The sequence below is a fragment of the Bradyrhizobium sp. 930_D9_N1_4 genome (assembly GCF_052076015.1).
GTDB lineage: Bacteria > Pseudomonadota > Alphaproteobacteria > Rhizobiales > Xanthobacteraceae > Bradyrhizobium.
This window is the reverse complement of the sequence record NZ_CP197236.1, coordinates 5,770,431-5,791,366: the sequence shown is the minus strand read 5'-3', so window position 1 is coordinate 5,791,366 and position 20,936 is coordinate 5,770,431. Positions and strand designations below refer to the sequence as shown.

Sequence of the window (20,936 nt, the reverse complement as noted above, 5' to 3'; positions counted from 1 at the left end):
AGCATGTCCCGTCTTGGCCGGACGCAACCCAGTTGCAAAAACGTCTTGGACACCATCGGAGCGTTAGCGTCGGATCGATTGCTTCTTATTCCCGATGCCGCCGGGTCCAACGATGTCTGCCTCCGACGCTCCAGTGACCGAAATGCCGGACGTGCTGCGTGCCGCGCTCGAATGCGCCGACGATGGGATCGTCGTCGTCGACGATTCGCGCCGCATCACGCATTTCAACGCCGCGGCCGAGCGGATATGGAAGCTGGCGCGCACTGATGTGCTCGGTCGGGACGCCGACATTCTCACACTCAAATTCCTTCAGGCCGATCAGCCCGCGAACTTCCGTGACGAGATCAGCCTCGTGCGGTGTGACGGCAGCCGGATCCGGGCGCAGGTCTCGGCGTCCGCTGCGACCATCGACGGCGCGACCCATCACATCGTGTTTGCGCGCGACGTCACGGCCGATGCCGAACGCCGCGCCAGGATCGGACTCCTCCACGCCGTTTCCGACCAGACCAACCGGGCGGTGATCATCACCGACACCGAGCAGAACATCGTCTACGTCAATTCGGCCTTCACGGCGCTGTTCGGCTATACCGGCGACGAGGCGGAGGGGCGCCGCGCAGGTGAGCTCATCGCCGGCTGCCATACCAATCGCACCGCCGTCGCCAAGTTCGTCAAACGCCTGATGCATGGCGGCCGCCGCGGCGAGACCGAGGTGCTTGCCTACGACAAGGACGGCGAGGAAATCTGGGTCGGTGCCCGGATCGATGCCTTCCGTGACAAGAAGGGCCGCGTCAGGCACATCTTCGCGCTGCTCGAGGACATCACCGAGACCAAGCAGCTGCGCTCGCTCCAGCAGCTCATTATGGGCGCGCTCGCCGACGAGGTTCCTATCTCCGACATCGCCGACCGGCTGTGCCGCCGCGTCGAGGAGATCGCGCCCGACGTGGTCTGCTCGCTGCTGCACGTCGATTCTGCCGGACTGGTGCATCCACTCGGCGGCCCCAGCCTGCCCGAAGCCTATTCCCGCGCGCTGGACGGCATTGCGATCGGCCCCAATGTCGGCTCCTGCGGCACCGCCGCCTTCTACGGCGAGCCGGTGCTGGCCGAAGGTCTCGACACCGATCCGCGCTGGCAGCCTTACAAGACGATGCCGCTCGAAGTGGGCCTGCACGCCTGCTGGTCGACGCCGATCAAGGCCAAGGACGGCCGGGTCATCGCCACCTTCGCCTTCTATTTCCGCGAGCCGCGCGGGCCGAGCAAATGGCACCGGCGCATCGTCGACGCCTGCGTCAACCTCGGCGCCTTCGCGATCGAGCGCAAGGAGGCGCGCGCCGAGATCGCCCGGCTCGCCTATCACGACATCCTCACCGGCCTGCCGAACCGCGCGCAGCTTCGCCATCTCATCACCACCGCGATCGATGCCTGCCCGACCGGCAGCCATGTCGCGCTGGCGTTCCTCGATGTCGATCATTTCAAGGACGTCAACGACACGCTCGGTCACGCCGCCGGTGACGAACTGCTGATCCAGCTCGCGCAGCGCCTGCGCGAGCATATCGGTCCCGAGGACATGCTGGGCCGGCTGGGCGGCGACGAATTCGTCATCCTGCTGCCGCAGCGCAACGCCGAGAGCGCCGAGCGCGCCGCCGCAGGGATCATCGAGGCCCTGTCGGCGCCGCTTCGCCTCGGGTCCAGGCAGATGCAGATGTCCGCGAGCGTCGGCGTCAGCCTCTATCCGGATCATGCCACCGACATCGACACGTTGATGCAGCAGGCCGACGCGGCGATGTACATGGCCAAACAGGCCGGCCGCTCCACGCACCGCATCTTCAGCGCTGAGATGAACGGCCTCGCCGAGCAGCGGTTGACGCTGATCGCGGCGCTGCGTCGTGCCATCGCCGAGGGCGCGCTGACCCTGAGCTACCAGCCGCAGATCCGCAGCTGCGACGGCGCAATCCACGGCGTCGAGGCGCTGGCGCGCTGGCACGATGCCGCGCTCGGCGACGTCTCGCCGGCAAAGTTCATTCCACTCGCCGAGGAATGCGGCCTGATCGAGCAGATCGGCGTGTGGTCGGTGCGCGAGGCCTGCCGCCAGATGGCGAGCTGGCGCCGCGCCGGGCTCAACATTCCCTCGGTGTCGGTGAACCTGTCGCCGATCAATTTCCGCAACGTCACGCTGGCCGCGCGGCTGAAGGACATCCTCGCCGAACACGAGCTGCCGCCGGACGCCCTCATGCTGGAAATCACCGAAGGCACCTTCATGCAGGACGGCGCCACCGCGCTGGAGACGATGCATGCGATCCGCGCGCTCGGCATCGGCTTGTCGGTGGATGATTTCGGCACCGGCTATTCCAGCCTCAGCCGGCTCGCGCATCTGCCGATCCGCGAGCTCAAGATCGACCGCAGCTTCATGCGCGACATCGAGCGTGACGCGGGCGCGCTCGCGATCGCGTCCGCGGTGGTGCATGTCGGGCAGGGCCTCGGCATGACCGTCGTCGCCGAAGGCGTCGAGACTGAAGGGCAGCGCAAGATGCTGGCGGAGCTCGGCTGCGACGTTGTGCAGGGCTTCCTCTACGCGCCGGCGCTTCCCCCCGTCGCGTTCGAGCGCTGGCTGATCGAGCACTGCGCCGAGCAGGCGAAGGCGATGCTGGGGCGGCTCGACATCAAGCCGGCTGGTCCAGCCGCGGTGAAGCGGTCGGCGTAGTCTCCGCCGCGTCGGTGCGTCGGATTTTCATGTCTGAATGTTTCTGAAGATAAATTGGAAACATCGCGCAACCGGAGCTGCGCCACGCCAAAGGCTCCGCGCCAGCTCCCGTTCCTACCACCGTGCAACCGGGCAAATCCAACCGCCAGGCGAACTCAGGCGCGAGTCCACCAACAGCACGGAAAACCACCATGACCTCGATTTCGTCGCTCTCCTCCCATCACCACCGCGCATCCCCGCTGCAACGACTTCAGGACGAACTGCAGGCGGACGTCAGCTCCGGCGCGATCAGTTCGTCCGATCAATCGGCGCTGTCGTCGGCGCTCGGCAGCATCGACGCCGCCCTGCAATCGGGCAGCACGAGCGATCAATCCGGCGGCGGGACATCGTCGTCCGAGTCTTTCGCATCGAAGATCAACGGTCTCATCCAGCAGCAGGTTTCGGCCGGCAATTTGACGGACGATCAGGCTACCGAGCTGCAAGGGATCTTCAAGGCGGCGCTCTCCCATGGACCGGCTGGAGCAGGCGGACCGCAAGGCGCGGGCGGACCGCCTCCGGGTGGCCCGCCGCCCGGTGGACCGCCGCCGTCCGACGCGTCGTCTTCCGCCGATGGCACGGACTCATCGAGCGCCAGTTCGCTGCTGGATCTCCTTCAGCAGTTCCTTCAGTCGCTGACCAGCTCGCTCACGGATTCGACCTCCGGTGCGACGGGATCAAACGAAACCACGACCGCAGGCGCGTCGTCGACGGATCGCGCGTCCAGCAGCAGTTCTGCGGCGGATCTGCTCCAGCAATTTCTACAGCAGCTGAAGAACTCGCTCGCGGATTCGACCTACAGCGCCGCGAGATCGAACGACACGGCGAATGCGAACGACCCGTCGCTGTCAGGCGTCCTGATCAACGATCGGATCTGATCGCGGCCGTACGTCATAAGTCTGGCCCCGGTGCAACCACCCTTCGGACTTCTGAAGGGTGGTTGTTCCGTTGAGGGGTGAGACCCGAACTCCCGTCGCCCCGACAACCTCCTGTTAATCCCCTCGTGGTCAGTTGATCCACTGGTGATGTGACCCGCCCCGTTCACCGGGCGAAGCGACCCCCAGAGCCCCCGTCAATGGACCTCACCCCGCAGGCCCCCGAGCAGCTCGCCCGGATCACGCTGTCTGAACTGCTGGCTGCACTCAGCCATGCGCTCGATCTCTCGGAGGGGCAGCCGGCCGGACATTGCGTGCGATGCAGCCGGATCGGGGTCATGATCGCCAGGGAAATAGGCCTTGGCGAGGACGAGATCGTCGAACTCTATTACGCGCTCCTGCTGAAGGATCTCGGTTGCAGCAGCAACGCTGCGCGCATCTGCGAGCTGTATCTGACCGATGATCTCTCCTTCAAGCAGGACTTCAAGCTGATCGACGGCAGCCTCCCGCAGGCGCTGCGCTTCGTGCTGAGCCATACCGGACTGAAGGCCGGCCTCGCCGAACGGTTTCGCGCCATCGTCAACATCTTCCAGAACGGCGGCGAGATCGCCCGCGAATTGATCGAGACGCGATGCCATCGTGGCGCCGACATCGCCCGCAAGATGCGCTTCTCCGAGCCGGTCGCGGAGGGCATCAAGAATCTCGATGAACACTGGGACGGCGGCGGCAAGCCCCTCGGCCTTCGCGGCACGGCGATCCCGATCTATTCGCGCGTTGCGCTCCTGGCCCAGGTGGTCGATGTGTTCTACATCGCGAACGGCCCCGAGGCCGCGTTGCGTGAAGCCCGGAATCGGTCGGGCACCTGGTTCGATCCGGAGCTGGTGGCCGCTCTCGAGCGCCTGGGGGCGCAACCTGCATTCTGGGACATGCTCGGTGCTGGAGACGGGTTGGCGGCTCTCCCTCAATTGCCGCAGCAGTCGAGCGTGCCGATCGACGACGACTATCTGGATGACATCGCGGCCGCCTTTGCCCAGGTGGTCGATTCCAAGAGCCCCTACACCAGCGGCCACAGCGAGCGCGTCACGCTTTTCACTGACATGATCGCGGAGCAGATGGAGTTCAGCGCCGGGCGGCGGCGCTGGCTCAAACGTGCCGCGCTGCTGCACGATATCGGCAAGCTCGGTGTCAGCAACGCAATCCTCGACAAGCCGGGCAAGCTGGACGAGGCCGAATGGGACATCATGCGCATGCATTCCGCGCATTCGGAAGCGATCCTATCGCGCATCGGCGCGTTCAGCGAGCTTGCCCCGATTGCCGGCGCGCATCATGAGCGGCTGGATGGCAAGGGTTATCCCAGGGGACTCGCGGGAGACCAGATCTGCCTCGACACCCGCATCATCACGACCGCGGATATCTTCGACGCGCTGACCGCGGACCGGCCATATCGCGCGGCGATGCCGGTCACGAAAGCTCTTGCGATCATGGCGGAGATGATCGGGACCCAGATCGACCCGGACTGCTTTGCGGCTCTCCGCCGGGCTCTCGGACGTGTCGACCAGACCTTGGCGGCTTGACGCGTAGAAACCAGGGCGCGAACTCGCTCGTGTCCGCGCCCCGGTCCGATTTCAGCTCAACAAGCGGTCAGTAATCCCAGAACGCCGGCACCCAGCGGAACGCGTCGCCGTGGACCGCGACCCGGCCGATCGACGGGAACGGCAGGTGCGTCGCCACCAGCATCTCGCCGCTCTCGGCAAGCTGTTGCAACAGATGGATACGAACGCGCGCCGCTTCCTCGGGATCGTGCTCGAAGCCATTGTGCCACTCGGGTTCGTCGAACCCGACGGCAAACACGGCGTCGCCCGCGAATGTCAGCGCTTCGCCGCCGGAGGCGATGCGAACCACGCTGTGCCCGGGGGTATGGCCGCCGGTGCGGCGGACCACGACGCCGGGCGCAATCTCGTGCTGCTCATCGAACAGCTTGAGCTGACTGCCGTACTCCTTCACGAAATGCTTCGCGGCGGCCCGAAGCGCGTCCGGGAAGCCGGGCGGCATGGAGACGCGGGAGAAGTCGGGCGCCTCCCAGAATTTGACCTCGGCAGCCGCGACGTGGATCCGCAAATCCTTGCGCAGCCGCTCCTTGACACCGTCCACGAGCAGTCCGCCGATATGGTCCATATGCATGTGCGTCAGCACCAGATCGGTCACGGCCGACAGGTCGATGCCGGCGGCCTCCAGTCGCTTGATCAACTGTCCGGCGCGCGGCAGATGAAGGTCCGGATCGTCGCCCAGTCCGGCGTCGATGAGGATGGTCTTGTCGCCGCTGCGGACCATCACCGCGTTCAGTGCCCAGTCGAAAGCGTCCTGCGGCAGGAACATGTCGTGCAGCCAGTTCGCCCGCGCGGCCGGGTCTGCATTGTGTCCGAGCATCTGGGTTGGGAGCGGCAGCACGCCGTCGCTGACCACCAGCACGTCGATCTCGCCGATCTTCAGCGCGTAGCGCGACGGGACGAGCTCTTCGGGTTTCGTTGCAACGGGGATTGAGATGTTGTGCTTGTTCATGTTGGTCTCCTGTTTCGGTGTTGAAGGTGCTTGGTTAGCTCTGGCGTTGTGCGTCTAGAGGCTGGTCACACGTTCCGGATCGGCCGACGCGAGTGCGGCGGCGCGCTCGGGGCGGGGCGGGTAGATCCAGACCGTGTTGATCTCCTGCTTGGTCTTCTTGGCGACGTCGCCGACCATCTCGACCGTGCGCTCCCAGCCGCGCGTGAACAGCGCGCCGGCCTCACCAAGGTCGAGGCAGGTGACGTAGGCCTTCTGGTGATACGGCCTGGTCGGCACGCCCAAGAGTTCGGCGGCGGCATTGTTGCCGGCAAAGGCGCCCATGCGCGTGGCGTGCTGGCACGACATCAGCGCGTAATTGCCTTCGTCGTCGCATGCGGCCCGCGCGGCATCGCCGGTGGCGAACACGCCAGCGATGCCCGATACCCTGAGATCGCGGTCCACCAGCAGGCGGCCGAAATTGTCGCGCTCGGCCGGGATCTGCGCCGTCAAGGGTGCCGCGCGAATGCCAGCCGCCCAGACCACCGTTTCGGTTTCGATGTGCTCGCCGGTCGACAACGTCACGCCGGCCTTGTCGAGCGAGGCGACACCGACCCCGAGCCTGGTCTCGACGCCTAGCTTGCGCAGTGCGTCCTCGATCAGGGGGCGGGGCCCTTCGCCCATGTCGGGCGCGATCGCGCTGTTGCGGTCGACGATGATCACGCGCGTCCGGGCATCCTTGCCGAGGATGTCCCGCAGGCGCGCAGGCAATTCCGTTGCCGCCTCGATGCCGGTAAAACCGCCGCCGGCGACGACGACCGTATCGCGCCCGTTGGCGGCCGGCCGGTCGGCGAGCCCATGCAGGTGCTTGTCGAGTGCGATGGCATCCTGAAGCGAATCGACGCTGAAGCCGTGCTCGGCGAGGCCGGGAATGTTGGGACGAAACAGGCGGCTGCCGGTGGCGACCACGAGACGGTCGTAGGAGAGGGTCTTCTTCGTGCCATTTGCCGTCGCGATCTGCACCGTTCGCGCTTCGGTGTTGACGGTCTCGGCGCTGCCCCTGATGTAGTCGACGTCGATCGCTTTGAGCACGTCGAGCAGCGGCGCCGTCAGGGTTTCCGGCTTCGGCTCGTAGAGCCGCGGACGGACCACCAGCGTCGGCTCCGGTGCGACCAGCGCGATCTCCAGCTGTTCGGGCGCGGCGCCCTGGATGTCGCGCAGGCGCGCGGCGGAAAGGGCGGCATACATGCCGGCAAAGCCGGCGCCGATGATGAGCAGTCTCATGTCATTGTCTCCTGGGTGGGTTGGTTTGGAATGCGTGCGCCATCGCCGCCGCGCGATGCGGCGCGGAGCCTGGTGCGATCGATGATGACGCGAAGAGGTGGGACGGAGAGCGCCGTTACGGCGCGATGCAGTTCGGCAGCGAGGACATCAGCGCAGGGCCGTCACATCCTGCGCGGCAGCTTCGCGGGCCCAGCGGCCAGCCGCGCAGGGCGACCGGCAGCGTTGGTTTGATGGGCCAGCTCCGATCGATCAGGATCGACGTCACCGGGTTGGCGCTTTGCGCGACCTGATGCCCGGCCTCCTCGGCCGTCGGCGAGGTGAAGCGCACCGTGAGTGAGAGCCCATAGATAAGCGCCGTCGAGATGGCTTTCCGCCGCGGCGCAATTGCAAGCAGTTTCCAGTTCATCGTTCGCCTCCGTCGCATGATCTGACGTTGTGATGTGTAGCGAACCGGATTGACCGTTGCCCCAGAGCGATTGCCGTGGTTGTCGCGGGATTGCGGCTAACGCACGCGCTTGCGCCAATCGCTCGGCGTCTCGCCCGTCAGTTTCTTGAACGCCGCCGCGAAGGCGGTCTGCGTGGAATAGCCGAGCGCTGCTGCGATCGAGACCACCGATTCGTCGGCGTCGCGCAGCATGTTCATGGCCTGCTCGAGTCGGTGCTGGCGCAGCCAGGCATGCGGCGAGAGCCCGGTGCTCTCCTTGAAAGACCGGCAGAAATGAAAGCGCGACAGACCGGCATCGGACGCCAGCGCCGAGAGCGAAACGTCCGCATCGCTGTCCGAACGCAGACGTTCGATCGCGCGGCGCAGAATCGATGGTGACAGCCCGCCGATCGTCGGCTGCGATGCGGCCGCGACGCCGACATGCGCGGCCAGCAGGCGCGTGGCGAGAAGATCCGTCAATTGCTGCCGGAACAGCGTGTCCAGCGTGGCGCTGCCGTCGAGCGAGTCGGCCGCGCTCAGCAGCAGGCGCGACGTGATGGCGTCGGGATGCCCGGTTCGCTCCAGCAACTGCACGGGGCTTGCCGTGTTGGCCTCGTTGGCGATGCGCAGCAGCGTCCTTTGCGGCAGATAGAGCTGAACGACATGGATGGGCCGGTGAATGTCCCATCGCGACGTCGAGCCGGCCGGAATGATCGTCACGACGCCGGGACGCGCCGTCGATATCGCGGCCGTCTTTCCGGTCCGCCGCTCCAGCGCCTGGGAGCCTGCGGGATATGCCATGACGACGTGATCGGCCATGGGCTCGACCACGTCGTGCAGTGCCTCGTGCCTCCAATAGGCGATGGCGCCGCTGTCGGAATCCGAGGCCATGCGAAGCGGTTTTGTCTTGAGCACCCGCGCCATCTCCGCGTCCGCGGCGGGCCGCTCGGCCGTCATGCGATCGTCGGGCTGTGCGCTGGGTGCGGGTGGCAAGCCCTTGTGCGATGGATCGCGCATCAATGCGGTGCTCCCGATCATGGCGTGGCTCTCCCTGATCTCAGATCAGTCAGCCGTATTTGTACGGGTCGGGGTGCGTTCTATGCGCTGCAGCGGCCGGCCGTCTTGCCTGAATCGGCCCGGCTTTGCCTGATCCTGCTCCAGGCCGGCACACGCTTTCGCGAACGCACGGCGGGGGCGGGCGGTTGCCTCCGCCCCTGGCCCGGCAAACGCAATTCTCAGGGCCGCCTCAGCCACAAATCAAGGGTTTCTCAAAGCTTTCCTTCGCGCGCGCGTCATGATCGCGCGCAATCGGACGCATCGAGGCAGAAAGCTCGTCAGATGTTGCAATATCGCGCCTGGTACACGACGGGATCAGCGGCCCTCATGCTCGCGCTCATCATGGGGACCTTGGTCAATGGCCTGACGGCTTTCTTCGTCGCAATGGAGGCTGCCGAAGGTTGGGGCCGCTCGGAAATAGCCGCGATCAACAGCTTCGGACTTCTCGGCATAGCGGCCGGAAGCGTGATCATGGGATTCGTCTCCGATCGTCTCGGCATCAGGCCGATTTGTCTGATCGCAGTGACCGTCATGGGCGCCTGCCTGCTTTTGACCGCCTATGCGCATGCGCCTTGGCAGCTCTACGTGATCTTCTTTCTTGCCGGAGCGCTGAGCGGCGGCGCGCTCTTCGCCCCGATCTTTGCGACAGTTGGAAACTGGTTCCCGACGTCAGCCGGCCTCGCAATCGGGGTCGCCGCCGCGGGTCAAGCCGTTGGCCAGGGCGGCGTGCCCTTCCTCTCGGCCTATCTAATCGAGCGCTTCGGCTGGCGGGGCGCGATGATGGCGTTGGGAACGGCCATACTCGTGACGCTTCTGCCGTTGGCCGCCTTCATGCGCGACGCGCCGGCGCCAGCTTCCGCCGGCGGCGCAGCGCAGACACCTCAGATCCGATCGACCGTCGCGGTTCCCATTCTCAGCGTGGCGGTCTTCTTTTGCTGCGCCTGTATGGCGGTCCCCCTCATGCATTTGATGCCCCTGATTCAAGGCCTCTGCATTCCCGCGACCGACGCCGGCGGCGTCATGCTCGCCATGCTCCTTGCCGCAATCGTCGGCCGGATCGCATATGGCAAGCTGTGCGACATGATCGGCCCGCTTTCATCGTGGGCGGTGGCGTCGTCGCTCCAGACGGCGGGCGTCCTGGCGTTCACACAATTTACGTCCCTGCACGGGTTCTTGATCTTCTCCATCGTGTACGGCTTCGCCTACGCCGGCGTCATGACGAGCGTGCTGGTCTCTGCGCGGGCGCTGACGCCGCCTGCGCATCGTGGGGCCCTGATGGGAATCATTCTTGCCTTTGCCTGGATCGGCCACGCATTCGGCGGATATCAGGGCGCTGCGACCTTTGATCTGACCGGCAGTTACATGACGGCCTTCGCCATCGGCTCAATCGCGGGCGTTCTGAATCTGGCTCTCGTGATGACGCTGCTGGTGCTCTCGCATCGCGGCCGTCTGCCGGCCGCTGCGGGGGTGTTGACCTGACCCTTCAGGCGCCATTCACTCCGGCCCCAACCCCGTCCTGCGCCGCAAATCCGTGATTGCGCGCAGAAAACTGTCGGCCGGCGTCGTCTCCGGATCGATCAGCCGGTGCAGGCGAAAGCCGTCTTCCAGCGCCAGCACGACGGAGGCCATCCACGGCGGGTTCAGCGAGCTGTTCTTGCCGTTGCTCTTCAGCGTCGCCTCGACGATGTCGGCAATCAGCTTGCGGCGCGCGCGCAGCCGCTTGGCAAGCTCGGGCCGGCGCTTCTCCGCGCGCGCGACGAACAGGATCATCTCCATGTGGAGGAGGGGCGAGCGGCCGAGCGGATCCTGCCGCCTGCGGTCCATCGCCTTCAGCGCCGCGATGAAGTCGTCGAGATTGTCGTGCTCGGCGAGGATGTCCATGTTGCGCCGGATCGATTGCTCGACATGGTCCTCGAGCATGGCGATGATCAATTCGTCCTTGCTCTTGAAATTCGAATAGAACGCGCCGCGGCTGAAGCCCGCCGCAGTCGCGATCGCCTCAATGCTGGCGCCGCCGATGCCGTCCGCCTCGAACACGCGCGCGGCGGCCTCGAACAGTTTGTCGCGCGTATCGTCCCTGGTCGGCCTGGTTCTCACCCTTGACATCGGCACAGGTTAGGGCAGAATGCAACTCGATACAACAATGTATCGAGTTGATAATTCCAAGGGATGGTTACGCCGGGCAGTGGGGCTGCGAACGGCGTATTCGTGTCACGGCAACCGGTTCGAGGTCACCATGAACGAGCAAGTGCAACCCACCCAGGTTGAACCTGACGGCGGCGGACCGCTGTTCAACCCGCTGTCGCCGGACTTCATCCGCGATCCCTATCCGCATTATGAGCGGCTGCGCGCGATCGATCCGATCCACGTGACCCCGTTCGGCCATTTCCTCGCCAGCCGCCACGCTGACGTCAGCCTCGTGATGCGCGACAAGCGCTTCGGCAAGGACTACGTCGAGCGCTCCAAGCGGCGCTACGGCGAGAAGATCATGGACGAGCCGGTGTTCCGCAGCATGAGCCACTGGATGCTCCAGGCGGATCCGCCCGATCACACCCGCCTGCGCGGCCTGGTGGTGAAGGCCTTCACCGCCCGCCGCGTCGAGGACATGCGCCCGCGCATCCAGGAGATCGTCGACCAGACCATCGATGCCGTGATCGAGCGCGGCCACATGGACCTGATCGAGGATTTCGCCTTCCGTCTGCCTGTCACCATCATCTGCGACATGCTCGGCATTCCCGAGGACCATCGCGAGACCTTCTACAAGAGCTCCCGCGACGGCGGGCGGCTGCTTGATCCCGTGCCGCTGACGCCGGAGGAGATCGCGAAGGGCAACGCCGGCAACATGATGGCGCAGATGTACTTCCAGCAGCTGTTCGAGCTGCGCCGCAAGACTCCCGGCGACGATCTCATCACCCAGCTGGTGCAGGCCGAGGAAGACGGCAACAAGCTCACCAACGAGGAGCTGACCGCCAACATCATCCTGCTGTTCGGCGCCGGCCACGAGACCACCGTCAATCTGATCGGCAACGGCCTGCTCGCGCTCCACCGCAATCCGGACCAGCTCGCTTTGCTCAAGGCCCGGCCGGAGCTGATGGTGGGTGCGATCGAGGAATTCCTGCGCTACGATTCGTCGGTGCAGATGACCGGCCGCGTCACGCTGGAGGACATCGAGGATCTCGGCGGCAAGCGGATACCCAAGGGCGAGACCGTGCTCTGCCTGCTCGGCTCGGCCAACCGCGATCCGGCTGTTTATCCCGACCGGCCTGACCGGCTGGACGTGACCCGTCAGAATGTGAGGCCGCTGTCGTTCGGCGGCGGCATCCATTTCTGCCTGGGTGCCCAATTGGCGCGCATCGAGGCCGAGATCGCCATCGCGACGCTGCTCCGGCGGCTGCCCGATCTGCGGATCGACGACGTCGAGAACCCGGAATGGCGGCCGACCTTCGTGCTCCGCGGCCTCAAGAATCTGCCGGCGAGCTGGTAAGGGCCTAAACGCTGATTTTGCCAGCGCCGCTCCTCATCCTGAGGAGCGCGCCAGCGCGTCTCGAAGGATGGCCGCGGGCGAGAGCGGGGCCTCTATGGTTCGAGACGGCGCTTTGCGCCTCCTCACCATGAGGGTCCTGCGCCCGGCATTAACCTCCGCGCGCAACAGTCGCTGTGACTTCGCCACACTTCCCCCTATATAAGGGGCTGTTCCGGTGCGCCTGATGCCTTCCAGGGTCAAGGTTTGGCCCGGGTGCCGGTTTGGCCGAGGGGAGACCCGTGCAGACGACACTGCTCGGATTGGCGATTGCCTTTATCTTAGCGCTGCTGGCCGCGCTGATCGGGCCCTACTTCATCGACTGGAACCAGTTCAGGCCCCAGTTCGAGGCGGAGGCCGGCCGGATCATCGGCGTGCCGGTGCGGGTTGGGGGCGAGCTCGACGCACGGCTGCTGCCGGCGCCGACCCTGCGGCTGCGTTCGGTCACCTTCGGCGGCAACAACGATCTTGGCCGGCTGCGCGCCGACAAGCTCGACGTCGAGTTCAGCCTGAGCTCGCTGATGCGCGGCGAATGGCGCGCCACCGAGCTGACGGTCAACGGCATGGCGGTGGATCTCGGCCTCGATGCCAGGGGACGCGTCGATCTGCCCTCCACCGCGAGCGGCACCTTCAACCTGGCTTCGCTCGCCATCGAGCGTGTGAACCTCACCGGCCGCATTGCGCTGCATGATGCCGCCAGCCGCTCGACGCTGGAGCTCACCGACATCGCCTTCTCCGGCGACGTCCGTTCGCTGGCCGGTGCCGTTCGTGGCGATGGCCGTTTCACGGCCAACAAGGTGCGTTATCCGTTCCGCGTCTCCTCCGGCCCCAGCGCCGACGGCAGCGCCACCCGCCTTCACCTCAACATCGATCCCGGCGAGCGCGCCATCCTCGCTGATCTCGAAGGCGTGCTCGCCTTCGACAACCGCCTGCCGAAATTCGAGGGCGCGCTGACGCTCGCCGTGCCCGCCGCCAAAAAAGGCGAAGCGGGGCCGATGCCCTGGAAGCTGACGACCAAGCTCAAGGCCGATCCGGCCGGTGCCAAGTTCGAGCAGGTCGATGCCAGCTTCGGCGCGGAGGACAATGCGCTCAAGCTCGGCGGCGTCGGCGATCTCAGGTTCGGCGCCTCGCCGCTGCTGCGCGCGGTGCTGTCGGCGCGGCAGGTCGATGCCGACAAGCTCGCCGCCAAGGACGATGCCGATCCGCAGCGTGTCATGCCGGCGCTGCGCGCTGGCCTCGCGGCAATCCCGCAGGCACCGATCCCGGCGCAGATCGAGTTCAACTCCGACCAGATCATGCTCGGCGGCCGTCCGCTGCAGAACATCACCGCCGAGCTTCAGACCGACGGACGGTCCTGGACCTTCCAGCGGCTGGAGCTGCGCGCGCCCGGCATGACGCAGCTCTCGCTCAACGGTGCGACGCCTGGCGCCGACAGCTTCAGCGGCCGTCTCAGCGTCGAGTCGTCCGATCCCGATACGCTGGTGGCCTGGCTGCAGGGCCGCAGCGAGATCAACCGCCGCAGCACGCGGCCGTTGCGCCTCGCCGGCGACGTGACCATCGCCGCCAATCATTTTGCCATCGACAAGCTGAAAGCGGAGATCGAAGGCGGCGCCGTCGAAGGCCGCATCGCCTTCGTGCAGACAGGCGCGAGCAAGGGCTCGCGGATCGATGCCGATATCAAGGCCGACCGTCTCGACCTCGATACCGCCGCAAGCTTCGTGCGTGCGCTCGCGGGGCCGCAGGGCGAATGGCCGGAAGAAGCAAAACTGTCGCTCGACGTCGGCCGCGCCATCTCCGCCGGCCAGGAGCTGCGGCCGTTCGCCGCAAAGCTCGGCTACGGCCCGGCGGCATTGTCGCTGGAGCAATTGCGGTTCGGCCAGGCCAGCGGCGTGACCACGGAAGCCAGCGGCAGTTTTGACCGCACCAAGGCCACCGGCAAGCTCGCGCTGAAATCCTCCGCCAATTCGCTGCGCGAGCTCACCGCGCTGCTCGAGCCGTTTGCGCCGTCGGTCCGCGCGCGGTTCGATGCCTTGCCGTCTCTATCAGGCTCGACGCGCCTGAAGCTCGACCTCAGCCTCGACAAGAACGCCGAGCATGCCGATCGCAGCAATGCCCGAGCCGTGCTCGATCTCGATGCGCCCCAGCTCAAAGCCACCGTGACGTTGGCCGGGCAGACGCCGGTCGCCGCCGTCAACGGCATCGATCTCGACAAATTGCGCAACAGCGACTTCACGCTGGACTCGAAGGTCTCGACGCCGCAGGCGGGCGCGCTGCTGGCGCTGCTCGGCCTCGATCGCATCATGGCCGCAGGCGAGGGCGCCTCGCAGTTCGATGGCAAGCTGAGCGGTGCGTGGCGGAAGCCTCTGCAGTTGAACGCCAGGCTCAGCGGCGGCGGGATCGACGCCGATGCGCAAGGCAGCGTCGAACTGTCGGAGCCGAAAGGCAGCGTAAACCTTCGCGTGCGCAACGCCAATCTGGCACCGCTGTTCGGGACCAGCGCGGCCGACAAATCGGTGCAGAGCGTCAACCTGTCCTCGCGCGTCGGTCTTGCCGGCAACCGGCTCACCTTCGACGATCTCGACAGCAGCGCGGCCGGCTCGCATCTGCGTGGGCATCTTTCGGTGACGCTCGATCAGGAGAAGAGCGTCGAGGGCGAAGTCGGTCTCGATTCGCTCGATCTCATGCCTGCGCTGGCGATGGCGATCGGTGCTGCCGGACACGATGCCGGCGAGCCCCTGAGCGCGGGACTGCTCGGCGGCTGGCGCGGCCGCATCGCGTTCCAGGCGTTGCACGGCACGTTGCCCGGCGGCATCGAGCTGCGCCCCGTCGGCGGCATCATCCGGAGCGACGGCCAGTCGCTCGCGCTCGACGCGGTCAAGGGTGGCCTCAGTGGTGGCCAGATGTCGGCGAGCTTCGACGCACGAAACGGTGCCAATGGCGTTGCACTGAACCTGCATCTCGATCTCACCAATGTCGATGCGACGACGCTACGCTATCGTGACCTCGCGCTGCCGAAGGGACGCGCCTCGGTGCAGATGGCGCTGACCAGCCAGGGCCGCAGTGTGACGGCCCTGACAGGCGCGCTTGCCGGCAATGGCACGGTGACGCTCGACTCCGCCGAGATCAGCGGCCTCAATCCGCGTGCCTTCGAGATCGCGATCCGCGCCAGCGATGGCGGCCAGGTTGCCAACGACGACCGGCTGCGACAGCTGGTCGAACCCGCGCTTGCCGCAGCGCCGATTGCAGTGGCCTCGGCGCAGATCCCGTTCACGATCCGCGACGGCCGCCTGCGCGTCGGCGCGACCCAGCTCGAAGCCAAGAACGCCCGCGCGATCGTCTCCGGCGGCTATGACATTCCGGCCGACCAGGCCGACATCCGCGCCAGCCTGACACCGATCATGACCGGGCTCTCGGGCGCGCCGCCGGAAATCCAGCTGTTCGCGGCAGGTCCGCCCGACAGGCTGAACCGCACCGTCGATCTCGCGCCGTTGTCGTCATGGCTCGCCGTGCGCATGATCGATCGCGAGACGCGCCGGCTCGATGCCATCGAGCGCGGCGAGCCGCCGCCGGCGACCGCGGCGCTGCCGACGCTGGTCTCGCCCGAGCCCGTGCCCGAGCCGGCGCTCACCGACGTGCCGATGCCCGGCCGCGATCCCCGCCGTGCGCCAGCGCCGAAGCCCAAATCCGCACCGACGCCGAAAGCGCCACAGGCAGCCCCCGCCGCGCCAAGCCCTCCACTCACAAGCCCTGCACTCACGAGCCCACCGCTCGCGAGCCAGCAGATCGCGCCGCTGCCGCCGCCGATCGAGGTGAGACCGGCCCCGGGTCCCGCGCCCGCAAAACCCCGGCCGAAGCCGCCGCTGGTGCTGACGCCACAGAATCCGTAAGGCAACACCCGTCATGCCCGGGCTTGTCCCGGGCATCCACGTCCTTCGCACCCCTGCGGCAACGCGTGGATGGCCGGAACAAGCCCGGCCATGACGGCGGAGAGGCGCCTTCTCCCTCAAGCGGAAGAGGGGGCGCACCTCCTGCGCCTCACCCGCCGGTGAACCCATTCCCTCGCATTTTAACGAATTCTCCTCTGCAAAACTGCTGCACCGGTTTTACCGGATCTGCGCGTTTGTTCCCTAGTCTTGCTCCCAGAGGAATTCGGCATCCTGCCAGCACAGACAGGATGGCTACCAAGAACTGGGGTATCGAGATGAACGGGGCGAAATCGCTTCTACAGGATCTGGACGACGCGATCGCGCGCGGCTCCGACGAGAGCCGGGCGAAGGCGTTGTGGCATGCGACCGATATCCTGATCACCGGCCGCTACAGCGACGACGAGATCAGCATGTTCGGAGAGGTCATCGGACGGCTCGCCGACGAGATCGAGGTCGCCGCGCGCGCGCAGCTCTCGGACGTAATGTCGGCGTGTGACCACGCGCCGCTCAACGTCATCGCAAAGCTCGCGCTCGACGACGAAATCGCCGTCGCCGGTCCGGTGCTGCGCGATTCCAATCGGATCGACGAGAAGATGCTGGTCGAGAGCGCGATGACCAAGGGCCAGGCGCATCTGCTCGCGATCGCCCAGCGCCAGTCGATCGGCGAGGCCGTCACCGACGTGCTGGTCAAGCGCGGCGACCAGCAGGTCGTTACCTCCGTTGCGAAGAACGAGGGCGCGCGCTTCTCCGGCTCCGGCCTGCTGCACATGGTCCGCCGCGCCGAGGGCGATTCGATCCTCGCCGAGCAGCTTGGGCTGCGCAAGGACGTGCCCCGCCACATCTTCCAGCAGCTGATCTCGAAGGCGTCGGAAGACGTCCGCCGCCGCCTCGAGAGCGAGCGGCCCGAGATGATGTCGCAGATCCAGAGCTCGGTGACCGAGGTCACCGGCGATCTCCAGTCCAAGTTCGGTCCGTCCTCGCGCAGCTATTTCGTCGCCAAGCGCGTGGTGACGACGCAGTACCGCCAGGGCAATCTCAACCAGGACTCGATCTCGAACTATGCGCGCCAGCACCGCTTTGACGAGGTGCAGATCGGCCTGTCGCTGCTGTCGTCGCTGCCGGTCGACGTGATCGAGCGCGCGATGATGGACCGCAACCGCGAGATTCTGCTGGTGCTGTGCAAGGCGCTCGACTTCTCCTGGGACACCACCATGTCGCTGCTGTTCCTCGGCGCCAAGGATCATCTGATCACGGCGCGCGAGCTCCATGACGCCGAGCGCGAGTTCGGCAAGCTCAAGGTCGAGACCTCGCGCAGCGTCCTGAAGTTCTACCAGTCGCGCAAGACCGGCGCGGGTGCCGATGCGGGCCGTCAGCCCGAGCTCCAGGTCCACTAACAAGGTCCACTGAGCGGGAAGAGGGGAGTATCTCACATGTTGCCTCAATTCGGCACCGCCGTTCGCAAGAACAAGAACCTCAACAACGCCGCGGCCGGTGATCGCGGCGGCGGAACACCGGAGCAGGCGTCCGTCGACGCCGCCTGGCTCGTGCTCGAAGCCGCCAACGACCTCGGCGATCATGCCGCGATCGCAGCCTGCCGCCGCGTCATCGACGCCGAGCTCAACGGCACGGTCGCCGGCAACGCGGATGTCGATCTTGTGCTGGGGTATTTCCGGTAGGATCTTGTCAGACCGGATGAAGCGCAGCGCAATCCGGGCCGTAGCTGCCTCCACATCGTCATTGCGAGGAGCTTTTGCGACGAGGCAATCCAGACTGTCTCCGCGGAAAGAGCCTGGATTGCTTCGCTGTGCTCGCGATGATGGAGCGTGGAGCGCCGCCGTCGTTCCATTGGTCAGCGCATCGATGCGCTGACCACATTATCGCTCGCTGACGCCCTATGCGTTCGCGCCGCCGTCGACGGTCAACGTCGATCCCGTGATGTACTTCGCCTTTGCGCTCGCCAGGAACGCGACCGCGTTCGCGATGTCATCCGTCGCGCCGTAGCGGCCAAGCGCCATGAACTGCTTCAACGTCTCCGCGGTCGGGCCGCTCGCCGGATTCATGTCGGTGTCGATCGACCCCGGTGCCACCAAATTGACTGTCACGTCCCTGGGACCGAGCTCCCGCGCCAGCGCCCTCGTAAATGCGGCAAGCGCCGACTTCGACGCTGCGTAGATGCCAAGCGCCGGCGAGGGCACGCGGTCGGCGAAATAACTGCCGATGGTGATGATGCGGCCCCCCTTGCCGAGGTGCGGCAGCGCGGCCTTGCTTGCGACGATCGGGGCGCGCACGTTGACGTTCAGCAGCGCGTCGATGTCGGCGAGCGAGATGTCGTTGAGGCCCCCCAGTCGCAGGATGCCGGCATTATTGACGAGGATATCGAGCCCGCCCAAGGCGGCCACGGTCTTCTCGACCGAAGCCTGAACGGCGGCGACATCGGCGCTGTCGGCCTGGATCGCCACGGCCTTTCGCCCGCTCGCCTTGATGGCGTCAACGACCTTGGCCGCGCTGTCCGCGGACTTCTCGTAAGTGATCGCGACATCGGCACCTTCGGCGGCGAGCGCCGTCGCGATGGCCGCACCGATACCTCTGCTTGCGCCCGTCACGAGGGCCCGTTTTCCTGAAAGCGTCATCTGATCTCTCCAATTCTGTATCGATCGACACAGAATATGTGGAGTCTTGATCGCGGCGGTCAAGTGAATTATGTGTTGATCATTACAGAAAGGCGGGCGATGGCAGGTCGGCCACGGGAATTTGATCGCGACGCAGCACTCGAAGCCGCCATGTTCCTGTTCTGGCGCAAGGGTTTCGAGGCGGCATCGATGCACGACCTTTGCGACGCCATGGGCGTCCGCTCGCCGAGCCTCTATGCGGCCTTCGAAAGCAAGGAAGCGCTCTATCTCGCCGCCATCGAGCATTACGTCCTGACCCAGGGCCCCCCGGTGTGGGACAAACTTGCGATCGGAAAAACCGCGCGCGAAGGCATCGAAAACCTGCTGATCGGGGCCGCCGAGATACTGCCGAAGTCCCGGACCGCACCGGCCGGTTGCATGGCCGTACTCGGCGGGGTCAGCGACGAATGGCCGGCCAGCATTGCCCGCGTCATCAGAGACGTCCGGCTCGACATGCTGGGCAATCTGCACGCGCGGGTCGAGGGAGCGATCGCCAGTGGTGAGCTGCCCGCCGCGACCGACATCGACGCGCTGAGCCGGTTTTACCTGAGCGTCTTCCAGGGCATGGCCATCCAGGCCAAGGACGGCGCGACTCCGGCGGAGCTGCGGGGCGCAGCGAAGGCGGCGATGGCGGCGTGGCCGGGCGTGGGGTAGCTCGCGGCCCGTAGGATGGGTCGAGCGCAGCGAAACCCGTCATTCCTTTCGCGCGGGCCGAAGCGCGATGGGTTTCGCTTCGCTCTACCCATCCTAAGACACGCGTGTTGCACGCAGCTGTGATCCCTGGAACTCCCCATGCATGTAACGGCGAACGCTTCCCGCCGTATTGCCGTTAGCGAACACGTCGTTCGCCAACAGAATGTACGCGCAAGCCGGGGAGATATCGTCATATGCAAGGGTTCCATATCGCCGAGACTGGCGGCGGGTCCTATCGCCCTCTCGCCATTCTACGCTGGGTCATGGTGATCATCTTCGTATCGTTCGGCATGCAGAAGTTCACGCCACAATCCGCACAGGGCATCGCCCAGTTCATCAGCCACAGCCCATTCATCTCCTGGCTGTCGGTGTTCGGCTTGAGGGGAGAGGCCTATGTCCTCGGCGTTGCCGAATTCCTGATTGCTGCGCTGCTCGCGGCAGGCAGCTTCAGTCCAGTCTTTTCGGCGCTCGGGTCCTTCATGGGCGTTGTGACATTCGCGATCACGTGGTCGTTCTTCTTCACGACGCCAGGCGTCGTCACATGGAGCCTGTCCTCCGATCCGATGGCGTGGAATCTGACCGGCGAATTTCTGTTCAAGGACATCGTCCTGATGTGTGTTTGCGTCGTGTTGTTTCTCGCGTCGCTGCCACGCTCGGTGGTCCGGCTCCGCACCGGCTGAGCGTCGGACCGTCTCTCATCGCCGGGTCCGATAGATCACGACGTCCTCGCCGTGATGCGTGGTGTTCTTTTCCAGGACATAGTTCGCCTTCTCCAACACACGGCGGGAGGCGCCGTGTTTGACGAAGACGAGGCCAATGAGCGACGGCAGTTTCAGCTGCGTCAGCCCGATGTCCGTCAGTGCGGCCGTGATCTCGCTCGCCAGGCCTTGGCCCCAGAGTTCGCGCTTGAACGTGTAGGCGATCTCGACCTCGTCGATGCCGTCCACGACGATGTGCCGGATACCCGCCCGTCCGGCGAACCTGCCGTCTTTCGTGCGCAGCACCCAAAGCCCGAAACCGTGCTGGTTCCAATGCTCCATGTTGACGGCGAGATAGGCCTTCGTCGCCTCCGCCGAGCGGACGCCGCCGAGATAGCGGGAGACCTCGGCGTCGAGATGCAGCGCGACGAGATCGGGGAGGTGATGGTGGGAAAGTTTCTCCGCCGTCAGCCTGGCGGTCCTGAAGTGATCCATGCGGACAGATAGCCGCTTTCGAAGCCT

Annotated in this window: 17 protein-coding genes; 10 read left to right on the top strand and 7 right to left on the bottom strand. The window is 65.9% G+C overall.

Features of this window, described 5'->3' with window-relative positions:
* Window positions 1-112: 112 nt before the first annotated feature.
* The 3 genes from AB7532_RS27580 (at window position 113) to AB7532_RS27570 (ending at window position 5,183) form a co-directional block, all read left to right on the top strand.
* A complete protein-coding gene (locus AB7532_RS27580) occupies window positions 113-2,698 on the top strand; it encodes an EAL domain-containing protein (protein ID WP_441237833.1) in 2,586 nt (861 codons plus the stop codon).
* Window positions 2,699-2,820: 122 nt separating this feature from the next.
* Window positions 2,821-3,612, top strand: coding sequence for a hypothetical protein (locus tag AB7532_RS27575; RefSeq protein ID WP_441237832.1), 792 nt, complete (start codon window positions 2,821-2,823; stop codon window positions 3,610-3,612).
* Between the two features lie 197 nt (window positions 3,613-3,809).
* Window positions 3,810-5,183, top strand: a complete 1,374-nt coding sequence (locus AB7532_RS27570) for an HD-GYP domain-containing protein (RefSeq protein ID WP_441237831.1) — start codon at window positions 3,810-3,812, stop codon at window positions 5,181-5,183.
* Between the two features lie 67 nt (window positions 5,184-5,250).
* Here AB7532_RS27570 and AB7532_RS27565 read toward each other — a convergent pair whose 3' ends face one another.
* From AB7532_RS27565 to AB7532_RS27550, 4 genes are all read right to left on the bottom strand, one after another.
* The gene (locus AB7532_RS27565) at window positions 5,251-6,168 is read right to left on the bottom strand and encodes an MBL fold metallo-hydrolase (RefSeq protein ID WP_441237830.1); all 918 of its coding nucleotides are present in this window, start codon (window positions 6,166-6,168) and stop codon (window positions 5,251-5,253) included.
* 54 nt (window positions 6,169-6,222) lie between these two features.
* Window positions 6,223-7,428: an NAD(P)/FAD-dependent oxidoreductase gene (locus AB7532_RS27560; protein ID WP_441237829.1), complete on the bottom strand. Its 1,206-nt coding sequence runs from the start codon at window positions 7,426-7,428 to the stop codon at window positions 6,223-6,225.
* Window positions 7,429-7,543: 115 nt separating this feature from the next.
* A complete protein-coding gene (locus AB7532_RS27555; protein ID WP_441237828.1) occupies window positions 7,544-7,834 on the bottom strand; it encodes a hypothetical protein in 291 nt (96 codons plus the stop codon).
* A gap of 96 nt (window positions 7,835-7,930) precedes the next feature.
* Window positions 7,931-8,890 carry a helix-turn-helix domain-containing protein gene (locus AB7532_RS27550; RefSeq protein ID WP_441237827.1) on the bottom strand — a complete coding sequence of 320 codons (960 nt, stop codon included), beginning with the start codon at window positions 8,888-8,890 and terminating at the stop codon, window positions 7,931-7,933.
* Window positions 8,891-9,235: 345 nt separating this feature from the next.
* Between AB7532_RS27550 and AB7532_RS27545 the strand changes: the two genes are divergently transcribed.
* Window positions 9,236-10,387, top strand: coding sequence for an MFS transporter (locus AB7532_RS27545; RefSeq protein WP_441237826.1), 1,152 nt, complete (start codon window positions 9,236-9,238; stop codon window positions 10,385-10,387).
* Between the two features lie 15 nt (window positions 10,388-10,402).
* Here AB7532_RS27545 and AB7532_RS27540 read toward each other — a convergent pair whose 3' ends face one another.
* Window positions 10,403-11,014, bottom strand: a complete 612-nt coding sequence (locus AB7532_RS27540; RefSeq protein WP_441237825.1) for a TetR/AcrR family transcriptional regulator — start codon at window positions 11,012-11,014, stop codon at window positions 10,403-10,405.
* Between the two features lie 130 nt (window positions 11,015-11,144).
* Between AB7532_RS27540 and AB7532_RS27535 the strand changes: the two genes are divergently transcribed.
* From AB7532_RS27535 to AB7532_RS27520, 4 genes are all read left to right on the top strand, one after another.
* Window positions 11,145-12,392, top strand: coding sequence for a cytochrome P450 (locus AB7532_RS27535; protein WP_441237824.1), 1,248 nt, complete (start codon window positions 11,145-11,147; stop codon window positions 12,390-12,392).
* Window positions 12,393-12,670: 278 nt separating this feature from the next.
* Complete coding sequence (locus AB7532_RS27530; protein WP_441237823.1) at window positions 12,671-16,315, top strand: AsmA family protein; 3,645 nt, start codon at window positions 12,671-12,673, stop codon at window positions 16,313-16,315.
* A 314-nt stretch (window positions 16,316-16,629) separates the two neighbouring features.
* A complete protein-coding gene (locus AB7532_RS27525) occupies window positions 16,630-17,748 on the top strand; it encodes a DUF2336 domain-containing protein (protein WP_441239364.1) in 1,119 nt (372 codons plus the stop codon).
* Between the two features lie 36 nt (window positions 17,749-17,784).
* Window positions 17,785-18,030 (top strand): hypothetical protein, encoded by a 246-nt coding sequence (locus AB7532_RS27520; protein ID WP_441237822.1) that lies wholly within the window; start codon window positions 17,785-17,787, stop codon window positions 18,028-18,030.
* Window positions 18,031-18,246: 216 nt separating this feature from the next.
* Here the strand turns inward: AB7532_RS27520 and AB7532_RS27515 are convergent, their stop codons facing one another.
* Window positions 18,247-18,984: a 3-oxoacyl-ACP reductase family protein gene (locus tag AB7532_RS27515; RefSeq protein WP_441237821.1), complete on the bottom strand. Its 738-nt coding sequence runs from the start codon at window positions 18,982-18,984 to the stop codon at window positions 18,247-18,249.
* Between the two features lie 150 nt (window positions 18,985-19,134).
* Between AB7532_RS27515 and AB7532_RS27510 the strand changes: the two genes are divergently transcribed.
* Both AB7532_RS27510 and AB7532_RS27505 read left to right on the top strand, forming a co-directional pair.
* Window positions 19,135-19,677, top strand: a complete 543-nt coding sequence (locus AB7532_RS27510) for a TetR/AcrR family transcriptional regulator (protein ID WP_441237820.1) — start codon at window positions 19,135-19,137, stop codon at window positions 19,675-19,677.
* Window positions 19,678-19,910: 233 nt separating this feature from the next.
* Entirely contained in the window at window positions 19,911-20,396 is a 486-nt protein-coding gene (locus AB7532_RS27505; protein WP_441237819.1) for a YkgB family protein, read from the top strand.
* Window positions 20,397-20,411: 15 nt separating this feature from the next.
* Here the strand turns inward: AB7532_RS27505 and AB7532_RS27500 are convergent, their stop codons facing one another.
* The gene (locus tag AB7532_RS27500) at window positions 20,412-20,909 is read right to left on the bottom strand and encodes a GNAT family N-acetyltransferase (RefSeq protein WP_441237818.1); all 498 of its coding nucleotides are present in this window, start codon (window positions 20,907-20,909) and stop codon (window positions 20,412-20,414) included.
* Between the last annotated feature and the right edge of the window lie 27 nt (window positions 20,910-20,936).

Excerpts from the sequence above, each read along its gene's own strand:
- AB7532_RS27580 (WP_441237833.1), top strand. The coding sequence starts at position 113 with ATGTCTGCCTCCGACGCTCCAGTGACCGAAATGCCGGACGTGCTGCGT.
- AB7532_RS27570 (WP_441237831.1), top strand. The coding sequence starts at position 3,810 with ATGGACCTCACCCCGCAGGCCCCCGAGCAGCTCGCCCGGATCACGCTG.
- AB7532_RS27565 (WP_441237830.1), bottom strand. The coding sequence starts at position 6,168 with ATGAACAAGCACAACATCTCAATCCCCGTTGCAACGAAACCCGAAGAG.
- AB7532_RS27560 (WP_441237829.1), bottom strand. The coding sequence starts at position 7,428 with ATGAGACTGCTCATCATCGGCGCCGGCTTTGCCGGCATGTATGCCGCC.
- AB7532_RS27555 (WP_441237828.1), bottom strand. The coding sequence starts at position 7,834 with ATGAACTGGAAACTGCTTGCAATTGCGCCGCGGCGGAAAGCCATCTCG.
- AB7532_RS27550 (WP_441237827.1), bottom strand. The coding sequence starts at position 8,890 with ATGATCGGGAGCACCGCATTGATGCGCGATCCATCGCACAAGGGCTTG.
- AB7532_RS27545 (WP_441237826.1), top strand. The coding sequence starts at position 9,236 with ATGCTCGCGCTCATCATGGGGACCTTGGTCAATGGCCTGACGGCTTTC.
- AB7532_RS27540 (WP_441237825.1), bottom strand. The coding sequence starts at position 11,014 with ATGTCAAGGGTGAGAACCAGGCCGACCAGGGACGATACGCGCGACAAA.
- AB7532_RS27535 (WP_441237824.1), top strand. The coding sequence starts at position 11,145 with ATGAACGAGCAAGTGCAACCCACCCAGGTTGAACCTGACGGCGGCGGA.
- AB7532_RS27525 (WP_441239364.1), top strand. The coding sequence starts at position 16,630 with ATGAACGGGGCGAAATCGCTTCTACAGGATCTGGACGACGCGATCGCG.
- AB7532_RS27520 (WP_441237822.1), top strand. The coding sequence starts at position 17,785 with ATGTTGCCTCAATTCGGCACCGCCGTTCGCAAGAACAAGAACCTCAAC.
- AB7532_RS27515 (WP_441237821.1), bottom strand. The coding sequence starts at position 18,984 with ATGACGCTTTCAGGAAAACGGGCCCTCGTGACGGGCGCAAGCAGAGGT.
- AB7532_RS27510 (WP_441237820.1), top strand. The coding sequence starts at position 19,135 with ATGTTCCTGTTCTGGCGCAAGGGTTTCGAGGCGGCATCGATGCACGAC.
- AB7532_RS27505 (WP_441237819.1), top strand. The coding sequence starts at position 19,911 with ATGCAAGGGTTCCATATCGCCGAGACTGGCGGCGGGTCCTATCGCCCT.
- AB7532_RS27500 (WP_441237818.1), bottom strand. The coding sequence starts at position 20,909 with ATGGATCACTTCAGGACCGCCAGGCTGACGGCGGAGAAACTTTCCCAC.